Annotated in this window: 31 protein-coding genes; all 31 read left to right on the top strand. The window is 61.9% G+C overall.

The features are described 5' to 3' along the window. Positions 1 to 12 precede the first annotated feature (12 nt). The 31 genes from rplL to rplO all read left to right on the top strand — a co-directional run bounded on the left by rplL (position 13) and on the right by rplO (position 26,670). Positions 13 to 384 (top strand): 50S ribosomal protein L7/L12, encoded by a 372-nt coding sequence (gene rplL, locus ABIE08_RS07905; protein ID WP_354550042.1) that lies wholly within the window; start codon positions 13 to 15, stop codon positions 382 to 384. 141 nt (positions 385 to 525) lie between these two features. After that, positions 526 to 4,662 carry a DNA-directed RNA polymerase subunit beta gene (gene rpoB, locus ABIE08_RS07900; RefSeq protein ID WP_354550040.1) on the top strand — a complete coding sequence of 1,379 codons (4,137 nt, stop codon included), beginning with the start codon at positions 526 to 528 and terminating at the stop codon, positions 4,660 to 4,662. A gap of 95 nt (positions 4,663 to 4,757) precedes the next feature. Continuing rightward, positions 4,758 to 8,993 carry a DNA-directed RNA polymerase subunit beta' gene (gene rpoC / locus ABIE08_RS07895; RefSeq protein WP_354550038.1) on the top strand — a complete coding sequence of 1,412 codons (4,236 nt, stop codon included), beginning with the start codon at positions 4,758 to 4,760 and terminating at the stop codon, positions 8,991 to 8,993. Between the two features lie 202 nt (positions 8,994 to 9,195). Beyond that, positions 9,196 to 10,464 carry an alpha/beta hydrolase gene (locus tag ABIE08_RS07890; RefSeq protein ID WP_354551624.1) on the top strand — a complete coding sequence of 423 codons (1,269 nt, stop codon included), beginning with the start codon at positions 9,196 to 9,198 and terminating at the stop codon, positions 10,462 to 10,464. 116 nt (positions 10,465 to 10,580) lie between these two features. Then, entirely contained in the window at positions 10,581 to 11,915 is a 1,335-nt protein-coding gene (locus ABIE08_RS07885; protein ID WP_354550036.1) for an esterase-like activity of phytase family protein, read from the top strand. Between the two features lie 158 nt (positions 11,916 to 12,073). Continuing rightward, on the top strand, positions 12,074 to 12,508 hold the full coding sequence (locus ABIE08_RS07880; RefSeq protein ID WP_354550034.1) for a cupin domain-containing protein: 435 nt from the start codon (positions 12,074 to 12,076) through the stop codon (positions 12,506 to 12,508). A 444-nt stretch (positions 12,509 to 12,952) separates the two neighbouring features. Beyond that, positions 12,953 to 13,324, top strand: a complete 372-nt coding sequence (gene rpsL, locus ABIE08_RS07875) for a 30S ribosomal protein S12 (RefSeq protein WP_018184664.1) — start codon at positions 12,953 to 12,955, stop codon at positions 13,322 to 13,324. 15 nt (positions 13,325 to 13,339) lie between these two features. Further along, a complete protein-coding gene (rpsG, locus tag ABIE08_RS07870; RefSeq protein ID WP_018184665.1) occupies positions 13,340 to 13,810 on the top strand; it encodes a 30S ribosomal protein S7 in 471 nt (156 codons plus the stop codon). A 23-nt stretch (positions 13,811 to 13,833) separates the two neighbouring features. Further along, a complete protein-coding gene (fusA, locus tag ABIE08_RS07865) occupies positions 13,834 to 15,909 on the top strand; it encodes an elongation factor G (RefSeq protein WP_354550032.1) in 2,076 nt (691 codons plus the stop codon). Between the two features lie 51 nt (positions 15,910 to 15,960). After that, the gene (gene tuf, locus ABIE08_RS07860; RefSeq protein WP_354550030.1) at positions 15,961 to 17,151 is read left to right on the top strand and encodes an elongation factor Tu; all 1,191 of its coding nucleotides are present in this window, start codon (positions 15,961 to 15,963) and stop codon (positions 17,149 to 17,151) included. 61 nt (positions 17,152 to 17,212) lie between these two features. Beyond that, positions 17,213 to 17,521 carry a 30S ribosomal protein S10 gene (rpsJ, locus tag ABIE08_RS07855; protein ID WP_018184903.1) on the top strand — a complete coding sequence of 103 codons (309 nt, stop codon included), beginning with the start codon at positions 17,213 to 17,215 and terminating at the stop codon, positions 17,519 to 17,521. Positions 17,522 to 17,537: 16 nt separating this feature from the next. Beyond that, the gene (gene rplC / locus ABIE08_RS07850; RefSeq protein WP_266335009.1) at positions 17,538 to 18,257 is read left to right on the top strand and encodes a 50S ribosomal protein L3; all 720 of its coding nucleotides are present in this window, start codon (positions 17,538 to 17,540) and stop codon (positions 18,255 to 18,257) included. Continuing rightward, complete coding sequence (gene rplD / locus ABIE08_RS07845) at positions 18,257 to 18,877, top strand: 50S ribosomal protein L4 (RefSeq protein ID WP_266335053.1); 621 nt, start codon at positions 18,257 to 18,259, stop codon at positions 18,875 to 18,877. The genes rplC and rplD overlap by 1 nt, the downstream gene beginning before the upstream one ends. Next, complete coding sequence (locus tag ABIE08_RS07840; protein WP_018184906.1) at positions 18,874 to 19,167, top strand: 50S ribosomal protein L23; 294 nt, start codon at positions 18,874 to 18,876, stop codon at positions 19,165 to 19,167. Before rplD ends, ABIE08_RS07840 begins: the two co-directional genes overlap by 4 nt. A gap of 23 nt (positions 19,168 to 19,190) precedes the next feature. After that, complete coding sequence (rplB, locus tag ABIE08_RS07835; protein WP_266335012.1) at positions 19,191 to 20,027, top strand: 50S ribosomal protein L2; 837 nt, start codon at positions 19,191 to 19,193, stop codon at positions 20,025 to 20,027. A gap of 14 nt (positions 20,028 to 20,041) precedes the next feature. Next, positions 20,042 to 20,320: a 30S ribosomal protein S19 gene (gene rpsS, locus ABIE08_RS07830; protein ID WP_018184908.1), complete on the top strand. Its 279-nt coding sequence runs from the start codon at positions 20,042 to 20,044 to the stop codon at positions 20,318 to 20,320. Position 20,321: 1 nt separating this feature from the next. After that, positions 20,322 to 20,702, top strand: coding sequence for a 50S ribosomal protein L22 (gene rplV, locus ABIE08_RS07825; RefSeq protein ID WP_266335014.1), 381 nt, complete (start codon positions 20,322 to 20,324; stop codon positions 20,700 to 20,702). Next, positions 20,702 to 21,412, top strand: a complete 711-nt coding sequence (gene rpsC / locus ABIE08_RS07820) for a 30S ribosomal protein S3 (protein ID WP_354550026.1) — start codon at positions 20,702 to 20,704, stop codon at positions 21,410 to 21,412. The genes rplV and rpsC overlap by 1 nt, the downstream gene beginning before the upstream one ends. 31 nt (positions 21,413 to 21,443) lie before the next feature. After that, positions 21,444 to 21,857, top strand: coding sequence for a 50S ribosomal protein L16 (gene rplP / locus ABIE08_RS07815; RefSeq protein ID WP_018184911.1), 414 nt, complete (start codon positions 21,444 to 21,446; stop codon positions 21,855 to 21,857). A gap of 25 nt (positions 21,858 to 21,882) precedes the next feature. Next, entirely contained in the window at positions 21,883 to 22,083 is a 201-nt protein-coding gene (gene rpmC / locus ABIE08_RS07810; RefSeq protein WP_266335019.1) for a 50S ribosomal protein L29, read from the top strand. A gap of 10 nt (positions 22,084 to 22,093) precedes the next feature. After that, a complete protein-coding gene (gene rpsQ / locus ABIE08_RS07805) occupies positions 22,094 to 22,339 on the top strand; it encodes a 30S ribosomal protein S17 (RefSeq protein WP_266335021.1) in 246 nt (81 codons plus the stop codon). Between the two features lie 70 nt (positions 22,340 to 22,409). Beyond that, on the top strand, positions 22,410 to 22,778 hold the full coding sequence (gene rplN / locus ABIE08_RS07800) for a 50S ribosomal protein L14 (protein ID WP_018184914.1): 369 nt from the start codon (positions 22,410 to 22,412) through the stop codon (positions 22,776 to 22,778). After that, positions 22,778 to 23,095, top strand: a complete 318-nt coding sequence (gene rplX / locus ABIE08_RS07795) for a 50S ribosomal protein L24 (protein ID WP_266335023.1) — start codon at positions 22,778 to 22,780, stop codon at positions 23,093 to 23,095. Before rplN ends, rplX begins: the two co-directional genes overlap by 1 nt. Continuing rightward, a complete protein-coding gene (gene rplE / locus ABIE08_RS07790) occupies positions 23,088 to 23,645 on the top strand; it encodes a 50S ribosomal protein L5 (protein WP_266335025.1) in 558 nt (185 codons plus the stop codon). Before rplX ends, rplE begins: the two co-directional genes overlap by 8 nt. Before the next feature lie 30 nt (positions 23,646 to 23,675). After that, a complete protein-coding gene (rpsN, locus tag ABIE08_RS07785) occupies positions 23,676 to 23,981 on the top strand; it encodes a 30S ribosomal protein S14 (RefSeq protein ID WP_266335027.1) in 306 nt (101 codons plus the stop codon). Positions 23,982 to 23,994: 13 nt separating this feature from the next. Continuing rightward, positions 23,995 to 24,393, top strand: a complete 399-nt coding sequence (gene rpsH / locus ABIE08_RS07780; RefSeq protein ID WP_266335029.1) for a 30S ribosomal protein S8 — start codon at positions 23,995 to 23,997, stop codon at positions 24,391 to 24,393. Positions 24,394 to 24,433: 40 nt separating this feature from the next. Beyond that, positions 24,434 to 24,967: a 50S ribosomal protein L6 gene (rplF, locus tag ABIE08_RS07775; protein WP_354550022.1), complete on the top strand. Its 534-nt coding sequence runs from the start codon at positions 24,434 to 24,436 to the stop codon at positions 24,965 to 24,967. A 12-nt stretch (positions 24,968 to 24,979) separates the two neighbouring features. Continuing rightward, entirely contained in the window at positions 24,980 to 25,336 is a 357-nt protein-coding gene (gene rplR, locus ABIE08_RS07770; protein ID WP_266335033.1) for a 50S ribosomal protein L18, read from the top strand. Between the two features lie 47 nt (positions 25,337 to 25,383). After that, a complete protein-coding gene (rpsE, locus tag ABIE08_RS07765) occupies positions 25,384 to 25,929 on the top strand; it encodes a 30S ribosomal protein S5 (RefSeq protein WP_266335035.1) in 546 nt (181 codons plus the stop codon). A 29-nt stretch (positions 25,930 to 25,958) separates the two neighbouring features. Continuing rightward, positions 25,959 to 26,165 carry a 50S ribosomal protein L30 gene (gene rpmD / locus ABIE08_RS07760; protein WP_354550020.1) on the top strand — a complete coding sequence of 69 codons (207 nt, stop codon included), beginning with the start codon at positions 25,959 to 25,961 and terminating at the stop codon, positions 26,163 to 26,165. 19 nt (positions 26,166 to 26,184) lie between these two features. After that, positions 26,185 to 26,670, top strand: coding sequence for a 50S ribosomal protein L15 (rplO, locus tag ABIE08_RS07755; RefSeq protein WP_354550018.1), 486 nt, complete (start codon positions 26,185 to 26,187; stop codon positions 26,668 to 26,670). Positions 26,671 to 26,690 lie beyond the last annotated feature (20 nt).

Raw genomic sequence — 26,690 nt, 5'->3', positions numbered from 1 at the left:
CAGGAATATAAAATGGCTGATCTTGCAAAGATTGTGGACGATCTGTCCGCCCTGACCGTGCTCGAGGCTGCTGAGCTCTCCAAGCTTCTCGAAGAGAAGTGGGGCGTTTCGGCTGCTGCTCCGGTCGCTGCTGCTGCCGCTGCTGCCGCTCCGGCCGCCGCTGTGGAAGAGAAGACCGAGTTCGACGTCATCCTCGTTGAGGCCGGCGCGAACAAGATCAACGTGATCAAGGAAGTCCGCGCGATCACCGCTCTTGGCCTCAAGGAAGCCAAGGACCTGGTCGAAGCAGCTCCCAAGGCCGTCAAGGAAGGCGTCTCGAAGGACGAGGCTGCCAAGCTCAAGACGCAGCTCGAGGGCGCAGGCGCCAAGGTCGACGTCAAGTAAGTCGATTGAAATAGGCCGGCCCCGGATTGCCGGGGCCGGTTTCCATCATGGTCCATAAGGACCGCTATCCAGAGAGCCGCGCCTGAGCGCGGCTATACGGCTTTCCGGATAGCTGTTCTTGAACGTAAAGAAGGAGCGAACATGGCCCTGGAATTCACCGGTCGTAAGCGCATCCGCAAGGTCTTCGGGTCCATCGGCGACGTGGCCGAGATGCCGAACCTCATCGAGGTTCAGAAGGCGTCCTACGACCAATTCCTCATGGTTGAGGAAGCGAAGGGCGGGCGTCCGGACGAAGGTTTGCAGGCCGTTTTCAAATCCGTATTTCCAATTTCGGACTTCTCGAATACGGCGCTGCTCGAATTCGTCCGCTATGATTTCGACCCGCCGAAGTATGACGTCGACGAGTGCCGCCAGCGTGGCATCACCTTCTCGGCGCCGCTGAAGGTCACGCTGCGCCTGATCGTGTTCGATGTCGACGAGGACACCGGTGCGAAGTCCGTCAAGGACATCAAGGAGCAGGAAGTCTACATGGGCGAAATGCCCCTGATGACGTCCAACGGCACCTTCATCGTCAACGGCACCGAGCGCGTGATCGTCTCGCAGATGCACCGCTCGCCGGGTGTCTTCTTCGATCACGACAAGGGCAAGACCCATTCTTCGGGCAAGCTCCTGTTCGCCGCCCGCATCATCCCGTATCGCGGTTCCTGGCTCGACATCGAGTTCGACGCCAAGGACATCGTGCACGCACGCATCGACCGTCGCCGCAAGATTCCGGTGACGTCGCTGATGTTCGCGCTCGGCATGGACGGCGAAGAGATCCTCGACACCTTCTATTCGAAGATCGTCTACTCCAAGGTCGGCGATGGCTGGCGCATGCCTTATGATCCGGCGCGTATGCGCGGGATGAAGGCCGCCATGGACATGATCGACGCCGACACCGGCGAAGTCGTGGTCGAGGCCGGCAAGAAGCTGACGGCCCGCGCCGCTCGCGGCCTGGCCGAGAAGGGCGTCAAGGCGCTGAAGGTTCTCAACGAGGACCTGCATGGCACCTATATCGCCGAGGACATCGTCAACCCGACCACGGGTGAAGTCTACGCCGAAGCCGGTGACGAGATCAGCGAGAAGCTGCTCGAGATCCTGGACGAGGCCGGCTACGACGAAGTCACGGTTCTCGATATCGACCACATCAATATCGGCGCCTACATCCGCAACACGCTGGCCGTGGACAAGAACGAGTCGCGTGAAGACGCGCTGTTCGACATCTACCGCGTCATGCGTCCGGGCGAGCCGCCGACCGTCGATACCGCGACCGCCATGTTCCAGTCGCTGTTCTTCGACAGCGAGCGCTACGATCTGTCGGCCGTCGGCCGCGTCAAGATGAACATGCGCCTCGACCTGACGGCCGAGGACACCGTGCGCGTGCTCCGCAAGGAAGACATCCTCGCGGTCATCAAGACGCTTGTCGAACTGCGCGACGGCCAGGGCGAAATCGACGACATCGACAATCTCGGCAATCGCCGTGTGCGTTCGGTCGGCGAGCTCATGGAGAACCAGTACCGCGTCGGTCTGCTCCGCATGGAGCGCGCGATCAAGGAACGCATGTCGTCGGTCGAGATCGGCAACGTCATGCCGCAGGATCTGATCAACGCCAAGCCGGCGGCTGCCGCCGTGCGCGAGTTCTTCGGCTCGTCGCAGCTGTCGCAGTTCATGGATCAGACCAACCCGCTGTCGGAAATCACCCACAAGCGTCGCCTTTCGGCGCTTGGCCCGGGTGGTCTGACGCGCGAACGCGCCGGCTTCGAAGTGCGCGACGTGCACCCGACGCATTACGGCCGTATCTGCCCGATCGAGACGCCGGAAGGCCCGAATATCGGCCTGATCAACTCGCTCGCGACGTTTGCCCGCGTCAACAAGTACGGCTTCATCGAGAGCCCGTACCGGCGCGTCAAGGACGGCGTGGCGACGATGGACATCGTCTATCTGTCGGCGATGGAAGAGTCGAAGTACTACGTCGCCCAGGCGAACGTGAAACTCGATGCGAACGGCAAGCTGACCGATGACCTGATCATCAGCCGCCATTCCGGCGAAAACGTCATGGTCACCTCGGACCGCGTCGACTTCATGGACGTGTCGCCGAAGCAGCTCGTTTCGGTCGCGGCCTCGCTGATCCCGTTCCTCGAGAACGATGACGCGAACCGCGCCCTGATGGGCTCGAACATGATGCGTCAGGCGGTGCCGCTCGTTCGCGCCGAGGCGCCTTTCGTCGGTACCGGCATGGAGGCCGTCGTTGCCCGTGATTCGGGCGCTGCCATCGCGGCTCGCCGCGGCGGTATCGTCGACCAGGTCGATGCGACCCGTATCGTTATCCGCGCGACGGAGGAACTTGATCCTTCGAAGTCGGGTGTCGATATCTATCGTCTGATGAAGTTCCAGCGTTCGAACCAGTCGACCTGCATCAACCAGCGGCCGCTTGTCCGCGTGGGTGATCGCGTCGGCAAGGGCGATATCCTGGCGGACGGCCCGTCGACGGATCTCGGTGATCTGGCGCTCGGCCGGAACGTGCTCGTCGCGTTCATGCCGTGGAACGGCTACAACTTCGAGGACTCGATCCTCCTGTCCGAGCGCATCGTGTCGGATGACGTCTTCACCTCGATCCATATCGAGGAGTTCGAGGTCATGGCGCGCGATACCAAGCTCGGTCCGGAAGAAATCACGCGCGACATTCCGAACGTCTCGGAAGAAGCGCTGAAGAACCTCGACGAAGCCGGTATCGTCTATATCGGCGCCGACGTGCAGCCGGGCGACATCCTTTGCGGCAAGATCACGCCGAAGGGCGAAAGCCCGATGACGCCGGAAGAAAAGCTTCTGCGCGCCATCTTCGGTGAAAAGGCTTCCGACGTTCGCGATACCTCGCTCCGCGTGCCGCCGGGCGTGACCGGCACCATCGTGGAAGTGCGCGTCTTCAACCGCCATGGCGTGGAGAAGGACGAGCGCGCGATGGCGATCGAGCGGGAAGAGATCGAGCGTCTCGCCAAGGATCGTGACGACGAGCAGGCCATCCTGGACCGTAACGTCTATGGCCGCCTGGTCGATATGTTCGACGGCAAGACCGCTTCCAGCGGCCCGAAGAACTTCAAGAAGGACACCGTGCTGACGCGCGATGTCATCGAGGAGTATCCGCGGTCCCAGTGGTGGCAGTTCGCCTTCGCCGACGAAAAGGTCATGGGCGAGATCGAGGCTCTGCGCGGGTCGTATGACGAGAGCCGCAAGCGGCTGGAGAAGCGCTTCATCGACAAGGTCGAGAAGCTGCAGCGCGGCGACGAGCTGCCTCCGGGCGTGATGAAGATGGTCAAGGTCTTCGTCGCGGTGAAGCGCAAGATCCAGCCGGGCGACAAGATGGCCGGCCGTCACGGCAACAAGGGCGTCGTGTCGCGGATCACCCCGATCCAGGACATGCCGTTCCTCGAGGACGGTACGCATGTCGACATCGTGCTCAATCCGCTCGGCGTGCCGAGCCGCATGAATGTCGGCCAGATCCTGGAGACGCATCTGGGCTGGGCTTGCGCAGGCATGGGCCTGAAGATCGGCAAGATGCTCGAGGATTATAAGAAGTCGGGCGACGTCAAGCCGCTCCGCCTCACCCTCGACGGCATCTATAACGGTCCGAAGGATCAGCCGGTTGCGGAACTGGACGACGCTTCGGTCATCCGGATGAGCGAACACCTGAAGAAGGGCGTCTCGATCGCGACGCCGGTCTTCGACGGTGCGCGTGAGCCGGACATCGTCGAGATGCTGGAGGAGGCGGGTCTTCACGACTCCGGCCAGTCGGTTCTGTATGACGGACGTACGGGCGAGGCATTCGACCGCAAGGTGACCGTGGGCTACATCTACATGCTCAAGCTGCACCACCTGGTCGATGACAAGATCCACGCCCGTTCGATCGGCCCGTACTCGCTCGTCACGCAGCAGCCGCTGGGTGGTAAGGCGCAGTTCGGTGGCCAGCGCTTCGGCGAGATGGAGGTCTGGGCTCTCGAAGCCTATGGCGCCGCCTACACGCTGCAGGAAATGCTGACCGTGAAGTCCGACGACGTGGCCGGCCGTACCAAGGTGTATGAGGCGATTGTCCGCGGCGATGACACGTTCGAGGCCGGTATTCCGGAATCGTTCAACGTGCTGGTCAAGGAAATGCGGTCCCTCGGGCTCGACGTCGAGCTCAATCAGTCCAAGAAGGCCTTGGACGCCGAGGCGAACGCAAGGCTTCCGGACGCGGCGGAATAATCCGCCGCGGTTTCCGATAGGCCCATTCAGTTTACATGCGGTGTTCCGGTAGAGGGTGATCCTCAACCGGCCACCGGCATCGAAGGAGATCGGCGATGAATCAAGAAGTCGCGAACATCTTCAATCCGCTGGCGCAGCCGGCACAGAATTTCGATCAGATCCGCATCCACATTGCGAGCCCTGAGAAGATTCTGTCCTGGTCGTACGGTGAGATCAAGAAGCCGGAAACGATCAACTACCGTACGTTCAAGCCCGAGCGCGACGGCCTGTTCTGCGCGCGCATTTTCGGACCGATCAAGGATTACGAGTGCCTGTGCGGTAAGTACAAGCGCATGAAGTACAAGGGCATCATCTGCGAGAAGTGCGGCGTGGAAGTCACGCTCGCACGCGTTCGGCGCGACCGCATGGGTCACATCGAGCTCGCAGCGCCCGTCGCTCACATCTGGTTCCTGAAGTCGCTGCCGTCGCGTATCGGCATGCTGATGGACATGACGCTGAAAGATCTCGAGCGGATCCTGTATTTCGAGAACTACGTCGTCATCGAGCCGGGCCTCACCCCTCTGAAGGAGCGTCAGCTTCTTTCCGAGGAAGAGTACCTGCGCGCCCAGGACGAATATGGCGATGACTCGTTCACCGCCCTGATCGGCGCGGAAGCCATCCGCGAGATGATGATGGCGCTCGACCTGCCGAAGCTGGCCGTCGACCTGCGCGAAGAGATCGCCACCTCGACCTCGGAGCTGAAGCCGAAGAAGCTCGGCAAGCGCCTGAAGCTGGTCGAAGCGTTCATCGAATCCGGCAATCGCCCGGAATGGATGATCATGACGGTCATCCCGGTCATCCCGCCGGATCTGCGTCCGCTGGTTCCCCTCGACGGCGGCCGCTTCGCGACCTCCGACCTGAATGACCTGTATCGCCGCGTCATCAACCGCAACAATCGTCTGAAGCGGCTGATCGAGCTGCGCGCTCCGGACATCATCATCCGCAACGAGAAGCGCATGCTTCAGGAAGCGGTCGATGCGCTGTTCGACAACGGCCGTCGTGGCCGCGTCATCACCGGCGCCAACAAGCGTCCGCTGAAGTCGCTCTCCGACATGCTGAAGGGCAAGCAGGGCCGTTTCCGCCAGAACCTGCTCGGCAAGCGCGTCGACTACTCCGGCCGTTCCGTGATCGTCGTGGGTCCGGAAATGAAGCTGCACCAGTGCGGCCTGCCGAAGAAGATGGCGCTCGAGTTGTTCAAGCCGTTCATCTACTCGCGTCTTGACGCCAAGGGCTTCTCGTCCACGGTCAAGCAGGCGAAGAAGCTCGTCGAAAAGGAAAAGCCGGAGGTCTGGGATATCCTGGATGAGGTTATCCGCGAGCATCCGATCCTGCTGAACCGCGCCCCGACGCTTCACCGCCTCGGCATCCAGGCTTTCGAGCCCGTGCTGATCGAAGGCAAGGCGATCCAGCTGCATCCGCTCGTCTGCTCGGCCTTTAACGCCGACTTCGACGGCGACCAGATGGCCGTGCACGTTCCGCTGTCGCTGGAAGCGCAGCTGGAAGCGCGCGTCTTGATGATGTCGACCAACAACATCCTGCATCCCGCGAACGGCCAGCCGATCATCGTGCCGTCGCAGGATATCGTCCTCGGCCTCTATTATCTGTCGATCATGGCAGACAAGGAGCCGGGCGAGGGCATGCTGTTCGGTTCGATTGCCGAGATCGAGCATGCGATCGCCGCCAAGGCGATCACGCTGCACACCAAGATCAAGGGTCGCTATCGTGGCGTCGACGCGGACGGCAACGTCACGTCGAAGATCTACGACACCACCCCGGGTCGCCTGCTGATCGGCGAATTGCTGCCGAAGCACCACAACCTGCCCTTCGACGTCGTCAACAAGCTGATGACCAAGAAGGAAGTCTCGAACACGATCGACGCCGTCTACCGCCATTGCGGTCAGAAGGAGACGGTCATTTTCTGCGATCGCATCATGGCGCTCGGCTTCCGCGAAGCCTGCCGTGCCGGCATCTCGTTCGGCAAGGACGACATGGTCATCCCGCCGACCAAGGCCAAGCTGGTCGAGGAAACGCAGGCGCTCGCGAAGGATTACGAGCAGCAGTACAATGATGGCCTGATCACCTTCGGTGAGAAGTACAACAAGGTCGTCGACGCCTGGGCCAAGTGTGGTGACGCCGTCGCCGCCGAGATGATGAAGGGCATTTCCGCCGTTCATCACGACGCGGAAACCGGCCGTCAAAAGCCGATGAACTCGGTCTACATGATGAGCCACTCGGGTGCCCGTGGTTCGCCGACCCAGATGAAGCAGCTTGCCGGCATGCGCGGTCTGATGACCAAGCCGTCGGGCGAGATCATCGAGAACCCGATCATCTCGAACTTCAAGGAAGGCCTGACCGTTCTCGAGTACTTCAACTCGACCCACGGTGCCCGTAAGGGTCTGGCCGACACCGCCTTGAAGACGGCGAACTCGGGCTATCTGACGCGTCGTCTCGTCGACGTGGCGCAGGACTGCATCATCATTGCGCAGGATTGCGGCACGACGAACGGCCTGAAGATGCAGGCAGTGATCGACAGCGGCCAGGTCGTCGCTTCGCTCGGCCTGCGGATTCTCGGCCGTACGGCTGCCGAGGACATCGTTTCGGGCGCGACCGGCGAAGTGCTGGTTCCGGCCGGTCACCTGATCGTCGAGAAGGATGTCGATCGCGTCGAGAAGGCTGGCGTCCAGGCGGTCAAGATCCGCTCGGTGCTGACCTGCGACACGAAGATCGGCGTCTGCGCGGCCTGCTACGGTCGCGATCTGGCGCGCGGCACGACCGTCAACATGGGCGAGGCCGTCGGCGTTATCGCGGCCCAGTCCATCGGCGAGCCCGGCACGCAGCTCACCATGCGCACGTTCCACATCGGTGGCACGGCACAGGTGGTCGACTCGTCCTTCATCGAGTCGAGCTTCGAAGGCACGGTCACGATGCGTAACCGCAACGTGGTCCGCGACTCCGGCGGCAAGCTGGTGGCCCTCGGCCGCAACATGGCGATCGTCATCGTCGACAAGGACGGCATGGAGCGCGCGGTCAACCGCGTCACCTACGGTTCGCGCGTTCACGTCGACGAAGGTGACCAGGTCAAGCGCGGCCAGCGTCTGGCCGAGTGGGACCCCTACACCCGTCCGGTTCTGACGGAAGTCTCGGGTATCGTCGGCTACGAAGACATGGTCGAAGGCATCTCGGTCGTGGAAACGGCCGACGAGGCGACCGGCATCACCAAGCGCGTCGTCATCGACTGGCGTGCCAATCCGCGCGGCGGCGATCTGAAGCCGGCGATCGTGATCAAGGGCAAGGACGGCAAGATCCTCAAGCTGGCCCGTGGCGGTGAAGCCCGGTACATGCTGTCGGTCGAGACCATTCTGTCGGTCGATCCCGGTTCGACGGTTCACGCCGGCGACGTGCTGGCGCGTATTCCGACGGAAGGCGCCAAGACGCGCGACATCACGGGCGGTCTGCCGCGCGTGGCGGAGCTGTTCGAGGCCCGTCGTCCGAAGGATCACGCCATCATCGCAGAGATGGACGGCACGATCCGCTTCGGCCGAGACTACAAGAATAAGCGTCGCGTCATCGTCGAGCCGGTCGAGGGATCGGTCGGTCTGGATGGCGAGCTGCTGGAGCCGATCGAGTACCTGATCCCGAAGGGCAAGCCGTTCCATCTCCAGGAAGGCGACGCCGTGGAGAAGGGCGACTACATCATGGACGGCAACCCTGCGCCGCATGACATCCTGGCGATCAAGGGCGTGGAGGCACTCGCGGCCTACCTCGTCAACGAGATCCAGGACGTCTATCGCCTGCAGGGCGTGCAGATCAACGACAAGCACATCGAGGTGATCGTTCGCCAGATGCTGCAGAAGGTCGAGGTCTATGATGCCGGCGAGACGGAGTTCTTCAATGGCGAGCAGATCGATCGCCTGGAGTTCGACGTGGTGAACGAGAAGGCCAAGTCCGAGGGCAAGAAGCCGGCCCAGGGCAACCCGGTCCTGCTCGGCATCACCAAGGCCAGCCTGCAGACGCGTTCGTTCTTCTCGGCAGCGTCCTTCCAGGAAACGACCCGCGTCCTCACCGAGGCGGCCGTCAACGGCAAGGTCGATCCGCTCGAGGGTCTCAAGGAGAACATCATCGTCGGCCGCCTCATCCCGGCGGGTACCGGCGGAACGATGGGCCGTATCCGCGAGATCGCGACCAAGCGCGACGAGCTGATCCTCGAGGAGCGTCGCCGTTCCTCGGCAGCGTCGCAGCCGGCGGCAGCGCCTGCTGGCCTGCTCGGTGATCTGACCAACGCGGCCGAGTAATCCACTCGGTCCAGGAATGGAAAAGGCCGCCTTCGGGCGGCCTTTTTCGTGGCGCAGAAGCCGCGCTCCCGAAGTTTGTTGTCGCCAGCGGGCCAGACATGCAACTTGCTTTCGGGATAGGCTACAATGAGCGTTGCGGAGCTTGGCTGGGGAATGGCGAAGGCTTCGTGTTTTTCGGGGGTAGGTCAACTTGCGTAGCCTGATGGTTCTGGTCCGGACTGGTGTCACGAGCCTCGTGCTCGTTGGCTTGCTCGCAGGCTGCGGCGGCCGTCCGAAGGACGTGCTGCTTCCCGTGTCGATCACGGCGCCCGTTCCCGGCAGCACCACGGTCGACATGGCCGTCGCGACCACGCGCCAGCGTTCGACCGTCCCTGGCCAGATGTTCACGGGTGAACGCGGCCGGGCCATCGATTTTGCCAACATCGTCGTCTCGATCCCGCCGGACTCGATCCGGAAAAAGGGCGACGTGCAGTGGCCGAAGAAACTGCCGGGAAATCCCTCTACGGATTTCGTCACGGTCAAGGCCGAGGATATGAACCTCGCTCAGGCGAGGGCATGGTTCAACAAGCGCATCAAGGCAACACCGAAGCGTCAGGCCTTGGTCTTCATCCATGGCTTCAACAACCGTTTTGAAGATGCCGTCTACCGCTTTGCCCAGATCGTGCATGACTCGGATTCGGACGTCGTGCCGATCCTGTTCACCTGGCCCTCGCGCGGCAGCGTCCTTGCCTATGGCTATGACCGGGAGAGCAACAACTATTCGCGCGATGCGCTCGAGCTTCTGCTGAAGGCGCTTGCGGATGATCCCAATGTCGACGAAGTCTCCATCCTGGCCCACTCCATGGGCAATTGGGTGACGCTGGAGGCGCTGCGCCAGATGGCGATCCGCGACAAGCGCATCGCGCCGAAGATCAAGAACGTCATGCTGGCCGCCCCGGACGTCGATATCGACGTCTTCCGCCGCCAGATGGCCGATATTGGCGTCAACGGGCCGAATGTTACCCTGTTCGTCTCGCAGGATGATCGCGCCTTGAAGGTTTCGCGGCGCGTCTGGGGCAATGTTGAACGCCTGGGGCAGATCAACGTCGCCCAGGAGCCATTTGCGTCCGAGCTGCAGCAGGACAAGATCACCGTCATCGACCTGACCAAGTTGCATACGGATGACCGGCTGAACCATGCGAAGTTCGCCGCGAGCCCCGAGGTTGTGCAACTGATCGGGGCGCGTCTCGCCGAAGGCCAGACCATGACGGATTCGAAGACGGCGTTCGGTGACAAGCTCGTTGCCGTGACAACGGGCGCTGCCGCCAGCGTTGGCACTGCGGCCGGCCTGATCGTGACCGCGCCGGTCGCCATCATCGATCCGGATACCCGCGATACCTACAACTCCCAGATCAAGGCGCTCGGCAACACGCTTTCGGACAATGCCGATACGGCTGGCTCGCTGCTGAAGCCCAGCGGCGTGGCCTATTAGGGGCTACGCCGGGTCTGACTGTTCGGCGGCCTGTCATGAAGGTGACATTGCGCCGTCGCTCGGCTGAGACATGGGCCGCCTAGGAGAACTCCGTTATCCCGAACGGAGATTCGTCCATGTCGCCTCGCCAGTTCCTTCTCGCCGGCCTTTCGCTCGTCGCCATGGCGGCAAGCGCTTCCGCGGCAGAGCCCACGCAGTTCGATGCCGTGCTGAGCCAGCACGCCCTGCTGCCGGCCCAGAGCTTCGCCGTGCCGCCTGCCGATGCGCCCGCGACGCTCAATACCTCCGGCCGCTACACCGGTACGGGCGCCGATTTTGGCCGCCGCTTCGATCGTCTCTATTCGATCTTCGACGAGAAGACCGGCCTGGCCCGTCCGTTCGCCGGCCAGCCCGTGCAGGGCTTCTCCGGCATCCGCGCGCTCGGCGACGGTACCTATGTCGTGCTGACCGACAATGGCTTTGGCGCCAAGGCCAATTCCGCCGACGCGATGATCATGTTCCACATCGTCAAGCCGGACTGGAAGACGGGCCGCGTCGAGATCGTCAAGACGGTCTTCGCCAAAGACCCGAACCGTGTCGTCCCGTTCCGGGTGGTCAACGAGAATACGGATGCCCGCTATCTCACCGGCGCCGACTTCGATCCCGAGAGCATCCAGAAGGTCGGCGACCATTTCTGGATCGGCGATGAGTTCGGCCCCTACCTGGTCGAGGTGGATGCGGATGGCACGGTGCTCAGCCTCAAGGAGACCGTCGTTGCCGGCGTGACCTATCGCAGCCCCGACAATTATGCGGTCGTCATGCCGGCCGGTCCCGACAAGCCGATGCCCGAATTCAACGTGCGCCGCTCCAAGGGTTTTGAAGGCATGGCGCTGTCAGCGGACGGCAAGACCCTGCATCCCATGCTGGAAGGCGCGCCCTGGGACGCCAAGGCCGGCAAGTTCGTCGAGAAGGGCGGCAAGTCCGTGCTGCCGATCTTCGATTTCGACCTTGCGTCGAAGGCCTTCGCCGATACGGTCCGCTACTATCCGCTCGAGGACTTCGGCAACGCGATCGGCGACTTCAACATGATCGACGCCAACCGCGCGCTCGTGATCGAGCGCGATGGCGGGCAGGGCGATGCCCGCGAGGGCTGGGCGGAAACACCGGCCAAGTTCAAGCGCATCTACCTGGTCGATCTCTCCAAGACCGATGCCGACGGCGTCGTGCGCAAGATCGGCTTTATCGACCTGATGAACATCAAGGATCCGAACGCCGTCGCTCGCGTCGGCTCGAAGGACGGCGTCTTCACCTTCCCGTTCGAGACCATCGAGAATGTCGACCGGATCGACGAGACCCACATCATCGTCGCCGACGACAACAACTTCCCGTTCTCGGTCGGTCGTGCGCAGGGCAAGGCCGACAACAACGAGTTCATCGTGCTCGAGGTCGGCGACTTCCTGAAGGCCGAATAGCGGCCGGCGGCTACAAGGGTTCATCATGATGAAGGGTCGCCTCCGGGCGGCCCTTTTCCTTTGGCGTCGAACTCTCTAGCAATGACGCCGAGGAAAGCCGCTCCGGACAGGGGCAGCTACCGTTGCGCTCCATGGAGCGCGCCCGGGGAGGGGCCAGGATGAAACTTCTGACACTGATCGCGCTCGGCGCGACGCTCGCGACCACCGCCGCGTTTGCCGAGGAGAGCTACAAGCCCTCCGTCAAGGTGAAGCGCATCCTGCAGACGACCACGACGACGAGTGGCGATCCGATCCACTACCCGAGCTTTACCGATCCCGAAGTGCAGAGCCTGATCGTCGAGATTCCGGCGGGCGGCGAGACCGGCTGGCACACGCATCCGGTGCCGGCCTACGCCTACATCCTGGCCGGGACGATCGAGGTCGACAGCGAGGGCGGGGCGCAGCGAATCTTCAAGGCGGGGGATTCGTTTGCGGAAATGGTCGATCACCGCCATAACGGCCGAGTCGTCGGTGACGAAACCGTGCGAATCCTGATGATCGTAACCGGTCAGAAAGGAATGCCGTTCTCCACGCGGACGGCTGCCCCGGAGTGAGTCGAGGCGATTCCCGCCTCGCTTGAGATCCACGCGGCAGGCTGGGCAACAATCTTCCGTGATCGCGTTCCGATCATTGCGAATGTTGCGGGACGGTCCTGCGGTTTGGGGAATCCTTGCGTGGCGGGGCGCTTTGAAAAGAACCCCGCGCAGGGGTTGACTGGAACCATCCGAATAAGTAGGTTCCGCAAGCTTTCAGGCAGGCGGTAAGTTCAGTTTTTCCAGCGGCGCCACGTCGCGGAGTTCAGACTTAAACGCTGTCCGAATCGAAACAAGAGTTAAGAACGACACGCACGATCGCGGCAACCGCCGTGATCCTCTGCTTTTCGTAGCGCCTCCGCGGTAAGCGGTCCGGGCGCTCTTTGTTCATGGTCAATCGGCTGTGGCGAAGGTGCGAAGAGCGGAAGACAGAAACAGAACCGTAGGCTAGCTGAAAGGCGAAGCATGCCGACAATTAACCAGCTCATCCGCAAGCCGCGTCAAGCGCCGGCGAAGCGGAACAAGGTTCCGGCGCTGCAGGAGAACCCGCAGAAGCGCGGCGTTTGCACTCGCGTCTATACGACCACGCCGAAGAAGCCGAACTCGGCCCTTCGTAAGGTCGCGAAGGTTCGCCTGACCAATGGCTTTGAAGTCATTGGCTACATCCCGGGCGAAGGCCACAACCTGCAGGAGCACTCTGTCGTCATGATCCGTGGCGGCCGCGTCAAGGATCTGCCGGGCGTGCGCTACCACATCCTGCGCGGCGTGCTCGATACCCAGGGTGTCAAGGGCCGTAAGCAGCGTCGTTCCAAGTACGGCGCGAAGCGTCCGAAGTAATAGGGAACAGGATCAATGTCCCGTCGCCATAGTGCAGAAAAGCGCGAGATCATCCCGGACCCCAAGTTCGGCGATATCGTCGTCACCAAGTTCATGAATGCCGTCATGTATGACGGCAAGAAGTCGGTTGCCGAGAGCATCGTTTACGGTGCCTTCGACATCATCCAGAATCGGACCAAGCAGGAGCCCGTCGTGGTGTTCCGCCAGGCTCTGGACAACGTCGCTCCGCACATCGAAGTGCGTTCGCGTCGTGTCGGTGGTGCAACCTACCAGGTTCCCGTCGAGGTTCGTACGGACCGTCGCCAGGCTCTCGCCATTCGTTGGCTCCTCACCGCGGCTCGTGGCCGCAACGAGAAGACGATGATCGAGCGTCTGTCCGGCGAGCTGCTGGACGCCTCGAACAGCCGCGGCAATGCCGTGAAGAAGCGCGAAGACACGCACCGGATGGCTGAAGCCAACCGCGCATTCTCGCACTATCGCTGGTAACGATCGGACAAAGGCAGACCATTATGGCCCGCACGCATAAGATCGAAGACTACCGCAACTTCGGAATCATGGCCCACATCGACGCGGGCAAGACGACGACGACCGAGCGGATTCTGTACTATTCGGGCAAGAGCCATAAGATCGGCGAAGTCCACGACGGCGCTGCCACCATGGACTACATGGAGCAGGAGCAGGAGCGTGGCATCACGATTACCTCTGCCGCGACCACGACGTTCTGGAACGGCAAGCGCCTGAACATCATCGACACCCCCGGCCACGTTGACTTCACGATCGAAGTCGAGCGTTCGCTGCGTGTGCTCGACGGCGCCGTTTGCGTTCTCGACTCCAACCAGGGCGTCGAGCCGCAGACGGAAACCGTCTGGCGTCAGGGCGACAAGTACCACGTTCCGCGCATTGTCTTCTGTAACAAGATGGACAAGACCGGCGCCAATTTCGACATGTGCATCGCGGACATCAAGCAGCGCCTCGGCGCTCGCCCTGTTCCGATCCAGCTGCCGATCGGCGCCGAGAACGAGTTCAAGGGCATCATCAACCTCGTGACCATGAAGGCCGCCGTCTGGAATGACGAAAGCCTCGGCGCGATGTATGACGAAGTCGAGATCCCGGCGGATCTGCTCGAGAAGGCCCAGGCCGCTCGCGCCAATCTGATCGAAGCTGCCGTCGAGCTCGACGATGCCGCTATGGAAGCCTACCTCGAAGGCAACGAGCCGGACCTGGCGACCCTCAAGTCGCTGATCCGCAAGGCCGTGCTGCATTCGAACTGGTTCCCGGTTCTTTGCGGTTCGTCCTTCAAGAACAAGGGCGTTCAGACGCTGCTCGACGCGGTTGTCGATTACCTCCCGTCGCCGGTCGATGTGCCGCCGACCAAGGGCATCGACGTCAAGACCGAGCTGGAAGTCGAGCGTCATTCGACCGACGACGAGCCGCTTGCCATGCTGGCCTTCAAGATCATTGAAGACCCGTTCGGCATCCTGACCTTCGCCCGCATCTATTCCGGCGTCCTGAACAAGGGCACCACGCTCCTCAACTCCACCAAGGAGAAGAAAGAGCGTATCGGCCGCATGGTCGCGATGCATGCCAATTCGCGTGAAGATATCGACGTGGCTTATGCCGGCGACATCATCGCTCTCGTTGGTCTGAAGGAAAGCCGCACCGGCGACACGCTCTGCGACCCCGCTTCTCCGATCATCCTGGAGAAGATGGAGTTCCCCGAGCCGGTCATCGAAATGTCGGTGGAAGTGGCTTCGAAGGCCGACCAGGAGAAGCTGGGCACTGCGCTGCAGAAGCTCGCTTCCGAGGATCCGTCCTTCCGCGTCTCGACGGACAGCGAGTCCGGCCAGACTATCATCAAGGGGATGGGCGAGCTTCACCTCGACATCAAGATCGATATCCTTCGTCGTGCGCCGTACAACATCAACGTGAATGTCGGCGCTCCGCAGGTGGCTTATCGAGAGACCATCCGCAAGAAGACGGAAATCGACTACACCCACAAGAAGCAGACCGGCGGTACGGGCCAGTTCGCCCGCGTCAAGTTCGTCATCGAGCCGAGCGAGATCGGTGCCGGTTACAGCTTCGAAAACAAGATCATCGGCGGCGTTGTTCCGAAGGAATACGTCCCCGGCGTCGAAAAGGGCCTGAACTCGGTCATGACCTCCGGCCCGATCGCGGGCTTCCCGGTCGTGGACGTCAAGGTCTCGCTGATCGACGGCGCCTATCACGAAGTCGACTCCTCGGCGATCGCGTTTGAAATCGCGTCCCGTGCGGCTCTTCGCGAAGGTCTCCTGAAGGCCAATCCGGCCCTCCTCGAGCCCGTCATGAAGGTCGAAGTCGTTTCGCCGGAAGAATATGTGGGTTCGGTTATCGGCGATCTGAATTCGCGCCGTGGCCAGATCCAGGGCCAGGACATGCGCGGCAACGCAAATGTCATCACGGCCTTCGTCCCGCTCGCCAACATGTTCTCTTACGTGAACAACCTGCGTTCCATGAGCCAGGGCCGCGCGAGCTACACGATGCAGTTTGATCATTATGAGCAGGTCCCGCAGGCCGTCGCTCAGGAGGTCCAGGCGAAGTACGCCTAGACCTTTACGACGCGAAACTGAACCTGCTGATAGACGAGACGGAGAAGTCCGATGGCAAAAGAAAAATTCCAACGCAATAAGCCGCATTGCAACATTGGCACGATCGGCCATGTTGACCACGGCAAGACCTCGCTGACCGCGGCCATCACCAAGGTGCTGGCGAAGACCGGTGGTGCGACGTTCAAGGCGTACGACCAGATCGACGCCGCCCCCGAAGAGCGCGCTCGCGGCATCACGATTTCGACCGCACATGTCGAGTACGAGACGGCCAACCGTCACTACGCTCACGTCGATTGCCCCGGCCACGCCGATTATGTGAAGAACATGATCACCGGCGCAGCCCAGATGGACGGCGCGATCCTGGTTTGCTCGGCCGCCGACGGCCCGATGCCCCAGACCCGCGAGCACATCCTGCTCGCCCGTCAGGTCGGCGTTCCCGCCCTCGTCGTGTTCCTGAACAAGTGCGACCTGGTCGACGATCCGGAGCTCCTGGAGCTCGTCGAGCTCGAAGTTCGTGAACTGCTGTCGTCCTACGACTTCCCGGGCGACGACATTCCGATCATCAAGGGTTCGGCCGTTGTCGCGCTCAATGATGGCGACGCCAAGCTGGGCGAGGACGCGATCCTCGAGCTGATGACCGCCGTCGACACCTACATCCCGCAGCCGGAGCGTCCGGTTGACCTGCCGTTCCTGATGCCGATCGAAGACGTGTTCTCGATCTCGGGCCGCGGCACGGTCGTGACCGGTCGCGTCGAGCGCGGCATCGTCAAGGTCGGTGAGGAAATCGAGATCGTCGGCATCCGTCCGACCGTCAAGTCGACCTGCACCGGCGTCGAGATGTTCCGCAAGCTGCTCGATCAGGGCCAGGCTGGCGACAACATCGGTGCTCTGCTTCGCGGTATCGACCGTGAAGGCGTCGAGCGCGGTCAGGTTCTCTGCAAGCCCGGTTCCGTGACGCCGCATACGGTGTTCAAGGCCGAGGCCTACATCCTGACCAAGGAAGAGGGTGGCCGTCACACGCCGTTCTTCACCAACTACCGTCCGCAGTTCTACTTCCGCACGACCGACGTGACGGGCGTGGTTACGCTGCCGGAAGGCGTCGAGATGGTGATGCCGGGCGACAACATCTCGGTGGATGTCGAGCTGATCGTGCCGATCGCCATGGAAGAGAAGCTGCGTTTCGCCATCCGTGAAGGCGGTCGTACCGTCGGCGCCGGCGTCGTCGCCAGCATCATTAAGTAAGGTCGGCCGGACCGGGCACACGGCGGTGTCGTGTGCCCATGTCACCTGAGGACAGAAATCGATGAACGGTCAGAATATCCGGATCCGGCTCAAAGCGTTCGATCATCGGATTCTCGATGCATCCACGCGAGAGATCGTGAACACGGCAAAGCGTACTGGTGCCCGCGTAGTAGGCCCGGTGCCACTTCCCACGCAAATTGAGAAGTTCACCGTGAACCGGTCGCCGCATATCGACAAAAAAAGCCGTGAGCAGTTCGAGATGCGGACGCATAAGCGTCTTCTCGACATCGTCGACCCCACACCGCAGACCGTGGACGCGCTTATGAAGCTCGACCTGGCGGCCGGTGTGGACGTCGAAATTAAGCTCTGAGGCGAGCGAGGATAGAATGCGCTCTGGATTGATCGCACAGAAGGTGGGCATGACCCGCATCTATACGGATGCAGGCGAGCAGGTGCCGGTAACGGTGCTGAAGCTGGACAACTGTCAGGTTGTCGCTCATCGGACGGAAGATAAGAACGGTTACACCGCGGTCCAGCTTGGAAGCGGTCTCGCCAAGGTGAAGAACACGCCCAAGGCTGAGCGTGGTCATTTCGCCAAGGCAGAGGTCGAGCCAAAGCGCAAGGTCACGGAGTTCCGTGTGACCCCGGACAACCTCATCGAGGTTGGTGCCGAGCTCACCGCCGAGCATTTCGTCGTCGGACAGTTCGTCGACGTTAGCGGCACCTCGATCGGTAAGGGTTTTGCCGGTGTCATGAAGCGCCACAACTTCAGTGGTGGCCGCGCGACACACGGTAACTCGGTATCGCATCGTGTGCACGGTTCGACTGGCCAGCGCCAGGACCCGGGCAAGGTGTTCAAGAACAAGAAGATGGCTGGTCACATGGGCGATGTCCGCGTGACCACTCAGAACCTCAAGGTCGTTCGCACGGATGTCGAGCGCGGCCTGATCATGGTCGAGGGTGCCGTTCCCGGCGCCAAGGGCGGCTGGATCGAGGTTCGCGATGCGGTCAAGCGCGCACTTCCCAAGGATGCTCCGGTTCCCGGCGCAATCCGGAAGAACGGCGCGGCGGCTGAAGTTGCGGTCGAAGCGAAGGAGGCCGAATGATGGATATTAAGGTCACCAAGCTCGACGGCACGGCAGCGGGCGAAATTTCGCTCTCGGACGAGATCTTCGGTCTCGAGCCGCGCGGCGACATCCTGCACCGCATGGTGCGGTGGCAGCTGGCCAAGCGCCAGGCTGGCACCCACAAGTCGAAGGGTCGCTCGGAAGTCTCCGGCACGACCAAGAAGATGTACAAGCAGAAGGGTACCGGCGGCGCTCGCCACGGTGCCAAGACTGCGCCGCAGTTCCGCGGCGGCGGCAAGGCCTTCGGTCCGGTGGTGCGCAGCCATGCGCATGACCTGACCAAGAAGTTCCGCCAGCTTGCTCTGAAGCATGCGCTCTCGGCCAAGGCCCGGGGCGACAACCTGGTCATCGTCTCGGACATCGCCATCGATGCGCCGAAGACGAAGGCGGTTCGCGAGAACCTCGCCAAGCTGGGTTGGGCCAATGCGCTGATCATCGACGGCGCGTCGGTCAATGAGAATTTCGGGCTCGCTACCCGGAACGTGCCGCACATCGACGTTCTGCCGGTGCAGGGCATCAACGTGTACGACATTCTGCGCCGCGAGAAGCTCGTGCTGACCAAGGCTGCGGTCGAAGCGCTGCAGGAGCGGTTCAAATGAGCAATCTGTCGCATTACGACATCATCCGCAGCCCGGTGCTGAGCGAGAAGTCGACCATTGCCACCGAACAGAGCAAGGTCGTCTTCAACGTTCTGAAGACCGCGACGAAGCCCGAAATCAAGGCGGCTGTCGAAGCGCTGTTCAAGGTTAAGGTCACGGGCGTCAACACCCTGGTCCGCAAGGGCAAGGTGAAGCGCTTCCGCGGTATCGTGGGCAAGCAGAGCGACGTCAAGAAGGCGATCGTGACGCTGGCTGAAGGTCAGTCGATCGACGTTTCTACCGGTCTCTGACGCGAAGAAAATAGGCTGAAGCCATGGCTCTCAAGCACTACAAGCCGACAACGCCGGGACAGCGCCAGCTCGTTCTCGTCGATCGCTCGGAGCTCTACGCCGGCAAGCCCGTCAAGGGCCTGACGGTTGGTCTCCGCCAGAGCGGCGGTCGCAACAATCTCGGACGCGTCACGGCCTATGGCCGTGGCGGTGGCCACAAGCGCACCTACCGCCTGATCGATTTCAAGCGGAACAAGCGCGACATTCCGGCCGTCGTCGAGCGGATCGAGTACGATCCGAACCGTACGGCCTTCATCGCCCTCATCAAGTATGAAGACGGTGAGCTGAGCTACATCCTGGCGCCGCAGCGCCTGGCCGTTGGCGACAAGGTCATTGCATCGGCCCAGGCCGACGTGAAGCCCGGCAACGCCATGCCGCTCGGCGCGATGCCGGTCGGCACGATCGTGCACAATGTCGAGATGAAGCCCGGCAAGGGCGGTCAGATCGCACGTTCGGCCGGTGCTTATGCACAGTATGTTGGTCGCGACGCGGGCATGGCCATTCTTCGCCTGAATTCGGGTGAGCAGCGCCTGGTTCACCAGACCTGCATGGCCACGATCGGCGCGGTTTCGAACCCTGACCATTCCAACATCTCGCTCGGCAAGGCCGGTCGTAATCGTTGGCTTGGCAAGCGTCCGAGCGTGCGCGGTGTCGCCATGAACCCGGTCGACCATCCGCACGGCGGTGGTGAAGGCCGTACCTCGGGTGGCCGTCATCCGGTTACGCCCTGGGGCAAGCCGACCAAGGGCAAGAAGACCCGCAATAATAAGTCGACCGACAAGTTCATCGCGCGCAGCCGTCATCTGCGCAAGAGCAAGTAAGAGAGAGGCTGTCCGTGGCTCGTTCTATTTGGAAAGGCCCGTTCGTCGACGGTTATCTCCTGCGCAAGGCAGAGAAGAGCCGCTCTTCGGGTCGTGGCGAGGTTATCAAGATCTGGAGCCGTCGCTCCACGATCCTGCCCCAGTTTGTGGGCTTGACGTTTGGCGTCTATAACGGCCAGAAGCACGTTCCGGTCATCGTCAACGAGGACATGGTTGGCCACAAGTTCGGCGAGTTCTCGCCGAGCCGGACCTACTATGGTCACACGGCCGACAAGAAGGCGAAGAGGAAGTAACATGGGCAAGCCGAAGCGCGAACGCGCGCTGAAAGACACCGAGGCCCGCGCCATCACGCGGATGATCCGTGTCTCTCCGCGCAAGCTCAATCTCGTCGCCCAGCTGATCCGGGGCAAGAAGGCAAGCGCGGCTCTGGCCGATCTGACCTTCTCGAACAAGCGGATCGCACTGGACGTCAAAAAGACGCTGGAATCAGCGATCGCAAACGCCGAGAACAATCACGATCTCGACGTTGATTCGCTGGTCGTTGCCGAAGCGTTTGTCGGCAAGGCCCTGGTCATGAAGCGCTGGACGCCGCGGGCTCGCGGTCGTGTCGGCCGGATCGAGAAGCCGTTTTCGCACCTCACCATTGTGGTGCGTGAAACCGAGGAGGCTGCATAATGGGCCAGAAAGTCAATCCGATTGGCCTCCGCCTCGGTATCAACCGGACGTGGGACAGCCGCTGGTTCGCCAACAAGGGCGAATACGGCAAGCTGCTTCATGAGGACATGCGGATCCGCGAAAAGCTCATGGTCGAGCTGAAGCAGGCCGCGGTCTCCAAGATCGTGATCGAGCGCCCGCACCGTAAGTGCCGCGTGACGATTTACTCGGCTCGTCCGGGTATCGTCATCGGCAAGAAGGGTGCCGATATCGAGAAGCTTCGCAAGCTGGTCGGCAAGCTGACCGACAGCGAAGTGCATCTCAATATCGTCGAAGTGCGCAAGCCGGAAATCGACTCGACCCTGGTGGCTGCCTCGATCGCACAGCAGCTGGAGCGCCGCGTTGCGTTCCGCCGCGCGATGAAGCGTGCCGTGCAGTCGGCGATGCGTCTGGGTGCCCAGGGCATCCGCATCAACGCCGGCGGCCGTCTTGGCGGCGCGGAAATCGCGCGTCTGGAATGGTACCGCGAAGGTCGCGTTCCGCTGCATACGCTGCGCGCAGACATTGACTATGGCACCGCGACGGCGCACACGGCCTATGGCACGTGCGGCATCAAGGTGTGGATCTTCAAGGGTGAGATCCTCGAGCACGATCCGATGGCTTCCGAGCGTCGCCAGACTGAGGGTAACGAGCAGGGCTCGAATACTCGTCGTCGCGACTCCGCGGCCTAATCGGTCGACCTGAGGGCGAGAGAGAACAGAAATGCTGCAACCGAAGCGCACCAAGTTCCGCAAGCAGTTCAAGGGCCGTATCCATGGCGTTGCCAAGGGTGGTACGGATCTGAACTTTGGCGGGTTCGGCCTCAAGGCCCTCGAGCCGGAACGCGTAACAGCGCGACAGATCGAAGCGGCCCGCCGTGCGATTACACGTGCTATGAAGCGTGCCGGTCGAGTGTGGATCCGGATTTTCCCGGATGTGCCCGTCACGTCGAAGCCGACCGAAGTCCGAATGGGTAAGGGCAAGGGAGCGCCGGAATTCTGGGCCTCCCGCGTCAAGCCTGGTCGGATCATGTTTGAGATCGACGGTGTCGACGAGGAGACTGCCCGCGAGGCGCTCCGCCTCGGCGCGGCGAAGCTCCCGATCAAGACGCGCTTCGTACAGCGCATCGCCGATTGATCGGCGAACGGACGAGGATACTGCCATGAAGGCGAAAGACGTTCGGCTGCAGACCGCCGATCAGCTCGATACCGAGCTCGGGAACCTGAAGAAGGAGCAGTTCAACCTGCGCTTTCAGCGGGCTACCGGACAGCTCGAAAACACGGCGCGTGTCCGGCAGGTTCGCCGCGACATCGCCAGGATCAAGACCATCGCTGCGCAGAAGAGCGCGGCGGACAAGCGCTGAGGAGGCGACAATGCCGAAACGCGTTCTGCAGGGCAGCGTCGTCAGCGACAAGACCGACAAGACTGTCGTCGTTCTCGTCGAGCGGCGCTTCACGCACCCGGTCATGAAGAAGACCGTGCGGCGGACGAAGAAGTATCATGCCCATGACGAGGGCAATGTTCACAAGATTGGCGATATCGTCTCGATCCAAGAGACTGCGCCGATCTCGAAGAATAAGCGCTGGGTCGTTATCTCCGAGCAGTCGGGCGATAAGTAAGGCACTGGATAAGGTTCGTTGCTGCTGATCCCTTTGGATCGGTGGCGACCAGAAAAGTAGGCGGCCAGTCATGATTCAGATGCAGACTAACCTCGACGTGGCGGATAATTCCGGCGCTCGTCGTGTGATGTGCATCAAGGTTCTCGGCGGTTCCAAGCGGAAGTACGCCTCGGTCGGCGACATCATCGTCGTGTCGATCAAGGAGGCGATCCCGCGTGGTCGCGTGAAGAAGGGCGACGTCATGAAGGCGGTCGTCGTTCGCACAGCTAAGGATATCCGTCGCGCGGATGGCAGTGTCATCCGTTTCGACAAGAATGCGGCGGTTCTGATCAACAACCAGAAGGAGCCGATCGGGACTCGTATCTTCGGACCGGTTCCGCGTGAGCTTCGCGCGAAGAACCACATGAAGATCATCTCGCTCGCGCCGGAGGTGCTGTGATGGCTGCTAAGATCAAGAAGGGCGACAACGTCGTCGTCCTCACGGGTAAGGACAAGGGCAAGTCGGGCGAAGTGCTCCGCGTGATCCCGACCGAAGACCGCGCCGTCGTGCGTGGTGTGAACGTCGCGCGCAAGCACCAGAAGCAGACGGCTAGCGAGCAGGGCGGCATTGTTGCCAAGGAGCTCACGATCCATCTGTCGAACGTCGCGCTGGCGGACCCCAAGGACGGCAAGCCGACCCGCGTCGGCTTTAAAGTGACCGAAGACGGGCGCAAGCAACGCGTCGCAAAGCGTTCGGGAGATGTGATCGATGGCTGAGGCAGCTTACGAGCCGCGGCTCAAGAAGTTTTATGAAGACGAAGTTCGGGCGAAGCTCGTCGAGGAATTCGGGTACAAGAACCCGATGCAGGTTCCTCGTCTCGAGAAGATCGTCCTGAACATGGGCATCGGCGAAGCCGTCAATGATTCCAAGAAGGTCGGTACGGCCCTTGGCGATCTGGCGCTCATCGCCGGTCAGAAGCCCGCTGTGACCAAGGCCTCGAAGTCCATCGCGACTTTCAAGCTGCGCGAGCACATGCCGATCGGTGGCAAGGTAACGCTGCGCAAGTCGCGGATGTATGAATTCCTGGACCGCCTGGTCACGATCGCGCTGCCGCGCGTTCGCGACTTCCGCGGGCTCAATCCGAAGAGCTTCGACGGTCGTGGCAACTTCGCCATGGGCATCAAGGAACACCTGATTTTCCCGGAGATCAATTACGACAAGATTGATCAGGTCTGGGGAATGGACGTGATCGTCTGCACCACGGCCAAGACTGACGAGGAAGCTCGCGCCCTTCTGAAGGCGATGAACTTCCCGTTCCGCCAGTAACCGGTGCCGGGATAGGACGAGGGATTATCGATGGCTAAGAAAAGCTCGATCGAGAAGAACAACCGGCGCCGCAAGCTTGCGAAGCAGTATGCTCCCAAGCGCGATCGCCTGAAGGCTGTGGCCAATGACGAGAGCCTGTCGCTCGAGGAACGCTTCCAGGCGCGCCTCAAGCTCGCAGAGCTGCCGCGGAACGCGTCCGAGACGCGCATCCGTAATCGTTGCGAAGTGACGGGCCGCCCGCGCGGTGTCTATCGCAAGCTGATGATGTCGCGTATTGCATTGCGCGAACTCGGGTCGCTGGGGTTGATCCCGGGCCTCGTCAAGTCGAGCTGGTAAGGAGCACGGTCCGATGACAATGACCGATCCTCTGGGTGATATGCTCACCCGTATCCGCAATGCTCAGATGCGCCGGATGTCGAAGGTTTCGACTCCCGCTTCCAAGCTGCGCGAGAACGTTCTCGGAGTGCTGCAGTCGGAAGGCTACATTCGTGGCTTTGCGTCGGTGGATAGCGGCGATGGCCGCCCGGTGATCGAGATCGAACTGAAGTATTATGATGGCGAGCCTGTGATCCGCACAATCGAGCGTGTCTCGAAGCCGGGTCGCCGGGTCTATGCCTCGGTCAAGAACATTCCGCAGGTCAAGAATGGTCTCGGCGTGTCCATCCTCTCCACGCCGAAGGGCGTGATGTCGGATACGGACGCCCGCGACCAGAATGTCGGCGGCGAGGTTCTTTGCCAGGTATTCTGATCTGGTTGATGGCGAAACACGAACCGGACGGATTTGTCTGATGTCTCGTATTGGTAAGAAGCCGGTAGCGGTGCCCAAGGGCGTAACGGCTACGATCAACGGCCAGACGGTTTCTGTGAAGGGTCCGAAGGGCGAAATGTCCTTCGACTTCACGGAGCACGTCGAAGTTGAACTGACGGAAGCGGGCGTTCAGGTCGCCCCGCGTGACGACAGCAAGCCGGCTCGCGCCGCTTGGGGTATGTCGCGTACGATGATTTCGAATCTGATGAAGGGCGTGACCGAGGGCTTCACCAAGAAGCTCGAGATCAACGGCGTGGGTTACCGCGCTGCCGTTCAGGGCTCGAACCTGCAGCTCGCTCTTGGCTACAGCCACGACGTGGTCTATGCGATCCCGGAAGGCATCACGATTGTGACGCCGCGCCCGGTCGAGATCATCGTTTCGGGTATGGACAAGCAGCGCGTCGGCCAGGTCGCGGCCGAGATTCGCGAATATCGCAGCCCCGAGCCTTACAAGGGCAAGGGCGTCAAGTACGCCACCGAAACGATCTTCCGCAAGGAAGGCAAGAAGAAGTAAACGGAGCCCGTCATGGCAAATAATCTGCAGGACCGTCGCGCTGCGCGCGTCCGCCGGGCGCTCCGCAAGGTTGCGAACGGACGTCCCCGGCTCAGCGTGTATCGCTCGTCGGAGCATATCTATGCCCAGATCATCGACGATGCCGAGGGGCGTACCCTCGCCGCGGCTTCGTCGCTCGAGAAGGATCTGCGCGGCGCGCTGAAGACGGGTGCCGACAAGGCGGCCGCCGAAGCGGTTGGCAAGCTCGTCGCCGAGCGTGCCAAGGCTGCTGGCGTGAGCCAGGTCGTGTTCGACCGCGGTGCGTATCTCTTTCATGGCCGCGTCAAGGCGCTGGCTGATGGCGCTCGCGAGGGCGGTCTGGACTTCTGATGCGCTGAGGCGCGTCATCACGTAACACAGGACGATTGGATCTTTCGATGGCCAGAGAGCAGCGGGAAGAGCGCGACAGCGAATTCGTCGACAAGCTCGTTCACATCAATCGCGTCGCGAAGGTGGTGAAGGGCGGACGGCGTTTCGGCTTCGCAGCCCTCGTCGTCGTCGGCGACCAGAAGGGCCGGGTCGGTTTCGGCCACGGCAAGGCACGTGAAGTGCCGGAAGCAATCCGCAAGGCGACGGAAGCCGCAAAGCGCAGCCTGGTTCGGGTTCCGCTCCGCGAGGGACGTACGCTTCATCATGACGTGTTCGGTCGCCATGGCGCCGGCAAGGTCTTCCTGCGCGCCGCAGCGCCGGGTACCGGCATCATCGCCGGTGGTCCGATGCGCGCCGTGTTCGAGACCCTCGGTGTCCAGGACGTCGTCGCCAAGTCGATGGGTTCGTCGAACCCGTACAACATGGTGCGTGCTACGTTCGCGGCACTGAGTGCAGAAGACAGCCCGCGTTCGGTCGCGGCTCGTCGCGGCATCAAGGTGTCGGCACTGCAGGCCCGTCGCGGCGGCGAAGCCGAAGCTTCCGCCGAGGCGTGAGCGCCCGATTGAATTCGAGGATTTGACCAATGGCCAAGAAATCTGAAGGCGCCGCCCAGACGGTTACCGTCGAGCAGACCGGCAGCCCGATCCGCCGCCCGGCCGACCAGCGTGCAACGCTGATCGGCCTCGGCCTCAACAAGATCCGTCGCCGTTCGACGCTGCAGGACACTCCTGCGGTTCGCGGCATGATCGCCAAGGTGGCTCACCTCGTCCGCGTTGTGGACGAGGCGTGAGCCCAGAAGGACCAGTTCGATGAAGCTCAACGAGATCAACGACAACCCGGGTTCCAGCAAGGACCGTATGCGCGTTGGACGCGGTATCGGTTCCGGCAAGGGCAAGACCGGTGGTCGCGGCGTCAAGGGCCAGAAGTCGCGCACGGGTGTGGCGATCAAGGGCTTTGAAGGCGGCCAGATGCCGCTGCATCGGCGTCTGCCGAAGCGCGGCTTCACCAACATTTTCGCCAAGGACTACAACGAGGTCTCCCTCGGCCGTGTCCAGACGGCGATCGATGCGGGCAAGCTCGATGCGACGAAGCCGGTGACGGTCGAAGCGCTGAAGGAAGCCGGCGTGCTGCGTCGCGTCCAGGACGGTGTTCGTCTGCTGGGCGTTGGCGAGCTCAAGGTCGCTGTCAACTTCGAGATCGCAGGCGCTTCCAAGCCCGCTATCGAAGCGGTCGAGAAGGCTGGCGGTTCCGTCAAGCTCCTCGCCGTCAAGGCTGAAAAGACGGACGCAGAATAACTGCGTCGTTCGGGGAGGGG

Source organism: Kaistia defluvii, assembly GCF_040548815.1.
GTDB lineage: Bacteria > Pseudomonadota > Alphaproteobacteria > Rhizobiales > Kaistiaceae > Kaistia > Kaistia defluvii_A.
This window is presented reverse-complemented; position numbering and strand designations above follow the sequence as displayed.

Bases quoted from the DNA above. Each gene is read 5' to 3' on its own strand.
- rplL (WP_354550042.1), top strand. From the start codon at position 13: ATGGCTGATCTTGCAAAGATTGTGGACGATCTGTCCGCCCTGACCGTG.
- rpoB (WP_354550040.1), top strand. From the start codon at position 526: ATGGCCCTGGAATTCACCGGTCGTAAGCGCATCCGCAAGGTCTTCGGG.
- rpoC (WP_354550038.1), top strand. From the start codon at position 4,758: ATGAATCAAGAAGTCGCGAACATCTTCAATCCGCTGGCGCAGCCGGCA.
- ABIE08_RS07890 (WP_354551624.1), top strand. From the start codon at position 9,196: ATGGTTCTGGTCCGGACTGGTGTCACGAGCCTCGTGCTCGTTGGCTTG.
- ABIE08_RS07885 (WP_354550036.1), top strand. From the start codon at position 10,581: ATGTCGCCTCGCCAGTTCCTTCTCGCCGGCCTTTCGCTCGTCGCCATG.
- ABIE08_RS07880 (WP_354550034.1), top strand. From the start codon at position 12,074: ATGAAACTTCTGACACTGATCGCGCTCGGCGCGACGCTCGCGACCACC.
- rpsL (WP_018184664.1), top strand. From the start codon at position 12,953: ATGCCGACAATTAACCAGCTCATCCGCAAGCCGCGTCAAGCGCCGGCG.
- rpsG (WP_018184665.1), top strand. From the start codon at position 13,340: ATGTCCCGTCGCCATAGTGCAGAAAAGCGCGAGATCATCCCGGACCCC.
- fusA (WP_354550032.1), top strand. From the start codon at position 13,834: ATGGCCCGCACGCATAAGATCGAAGACTACCGCAACTTCGGAATCATG.
- tuf (WP_354550030.1), top strand. From the start codon at position 15,961: ATGGCAAAAGAAAAATTCCAACGCAATAAGCCGCATTGCAACATTGGC.
- rpsJ (WP_018184903.1), top strand. From the start codon at position 17,213: ATGAACGGTCAGAATATCCGGATCCGGCTCAAAGCGTTCGATCATCGG.
- rplC (WP_266335009.1), top strand. From the start codon at position 17,538: ATGCGCTCTGGATTGATCGCACAGAAGGTGGGCATGACCCGCATCTAT.
- rplD (WP_266335053.1), top strand. From the start codon at position 18,257: ATGGATATTAAGGTCACCAAGCTCGACGGCACGGCAGCGGGCGAAATT.
- ABIE08_RS07840 (WP_018184906.1), top strand. From the start codon at position 18,874: ATGAGCAATCTGTCGCATTACGACATCATCCGCAGCCCGGTGCTGAGC.
- rplB (WP_266335012.1), top strand. From the start codon at position 19,191: ATGGCTCTCAAGCACTACAAGCCGACAACGCCGGGACAGCGCCAGCTC.
- rplV (WP_266335014.1), top strand. From the start codon at position 20,322: ATGGGCAAGCCGAAGCGCGAACGCGCGCTGAAAGACACCGAGGCCCGC.
- rpsC (WP_354550026.1), top strand. From the start codon at position 20,702: ATGGGCCAGAAAGTCAATCCGATTGGCCTCCGCCTCGGTATCAACCGG.
- rplP (WP_018184911.1), top strand. From the start codon at position 21,444: ATGCTGCAACCGAAGCGCACCAAGTTCCGCAAGCAGTTCAAGGGCCGT.
- rpmC (WP_266335019.1), top strand. From the start codon at position 21,883: ATGAAGGCGAAAGACGTTCGGCTGCAGACCGCCGATCAGCTCGATACC.
- rpsQ (WP_266335021.1), top strand. From the start codon at position 22,094: ATGCCGAAACGCGTTCTGCAGGGCAGCGTCGTCAGCGACAAGACCGAC.
- rplN (WP_018184914.1), top strand. From the start codon at position 22,410: ATGATTCAGATGCAGACTAACCTCGACGTGGCGGATAATTCCGGCGCT.
- rplX (WP_266335023.1), top strand. From the start codon at position 22,778: ATGGCTGCTAAGATCAAGAAGGGCGACAACGTCGTCGTCCTCACGGGT.
- rplE (WP_266335025.1), top strand. From the start codon at position 23,088: ATGGCTGAGGCAGCTTACGAGCCGCGGCTCAAGAAGTTTTATGAAGAC.
- rpsN (WP_266335027.1), top strand. From the start codon at position 23,676: ATGGCTAAGAAAAGCTCGATCGAGAAGAACAACCGGCGCCGCAAGCTT.
- rpsH (WP_266335029.1), top strand. From the start codon at position 23,995: ATGACAATGACCGATCCTCTGGGTGATATGCTCACCCGTATCCGCAAT.
- rplF (WP_354550022.1), top strand. From the start codon at position 24,434: ATGTCTCGTATTGGTAAGAAGCCGGTAGCGGTGCCCAAGGGCGTAACG.
- rplR (WP_266335033.1), top strand. From the start codon at position 24,980: ATGGCAAATAATCTGCAGGACCGTCGCGCTGCGCGCGTCCGCCGGGCG.
- rpsE (WP_266335035.1), top strand. From the start codon at position 25,384: ATGGCCAGAGAGCAGCGGGAAGAGCGCGACAGCGAATTCGTCGACAAG.
- rpmD (WP_354550020.1), top strand. From the start codon at position 25,959: ATGGCCAAGAAATCTGAAGGCGCCGCCCAGACGGTTACCGTCGAGCAG.
- rplO (WP_354550018.1), top strand. From the start codon at position 26,185: ATGAAGCTCAACGAGATCAACGACAACCCGGGTTCCAGCAAGGACCGT.